At 68.7% G+C, this 1,008-nt stretch carries 1 protein-coding gene; it reads right to left on the reverse strand.

What is annotated here, in order from left to right; genetic code table 11:
• Positions 1 to 1,008: methionine adenosyltransferase (gene metK, locus IEZ11_RS50425; RefSeq protein WP_189269859.1), on the reverse strand; the 1,008-nt coding region annotated here is incomplete at both ends.

A 1,008-nucleotide genomic window follows, 5' to 3' on the forward strand; every position in this document is an offset into this window, starting at 1 on the left:
GCCGAAGTGACCGTACGCGGCGGTCTGCGCGTAGATCGGGCGGAGCAGGTCGAGGTCACGGATGATCGCGGCCGGACGCAGGTCGAAGACCTCGTCGATCGCCTTCTCGATCCTCTCCGGCTCGACCTTGTGGGTCCCGAAGGTCTCCACGAACAGACCGACGGGCTCCGCCTTGCCGATCGCGTACGCGACCTGCACCTCACAGCGGGCGGCCAGCCCGGCCGCCACCACGTTCTTCGCCACCCAGCGCATCGCGTAGGCGGCCGAACGGTCGACCTTGGACGGGTCCTTGCCCGAGAACGCACCGCCGCCGTGGCGGGCCATACCGCCGTACGTGTCGATGATGATCTTGCGGCCGGTCAGACCCGCGTCGCCCATCGGGCCGCCGATCTCGAACCGGCCCGTCGGGTTGACCAGCAGACGGTAGTTCTCGGTGTCCAGCTTGATGCCGTCGTCCAGCAGCGCCTTCAGCTCCGGCTCCACGACGAACTCACGGATGTCGGGCGCCAGCAGCGACTCCAGGTCGATGTCCGAGGCGTGCTGGCTGGAGACCACGACCGTGTCGAGGCGGACGGCCTTGTCGCCGTCGTACTCGATGGTGACCTGCGTCTTGCCGTCCGGGCGCAGGTAGGGGATGGTGCCGTTCTTGCGGACCTCGGACAGGCGCCTGGACAGCCGGTGCGCCAGGAAGATCGGGAGCGGCATCAGCGTCGGCGTCTCGTCCGTCGCGTAACCGAACATCAGGCCCTGGTCGCCCGCGCCCTGCTTGTCGAGCTCGTCGGACTCCCCACCTGCGGCGCCACCCTCGACCCGCTTCTCATAGGCCGTGTCCACGCCCTGGGCGATGTCCGGGGACTGCGCGCCGATCGACACCGACACGCCGCAGGAGGCGCCGTCGAAGCCCTTCTTCGAGGAGTCGTAGCCGATCTCCAGGATCTTGTTGCGGACCAGCGTCGCGATGTCCGCGTACGTCTTGGTCGTGACCTCGCCGGCCACGTGCACCAGGCC

This window comes from Streptomyces fuscichromogenes (assembly GCF_014645815.1).
Classification (GTDB): domain Bacteria; phylum Actinomycetota; class Actinomycetes; order Streptomycetales; family Streptomycetaceae; genus Streptomyces; species Streptomyces fuscichromogenes.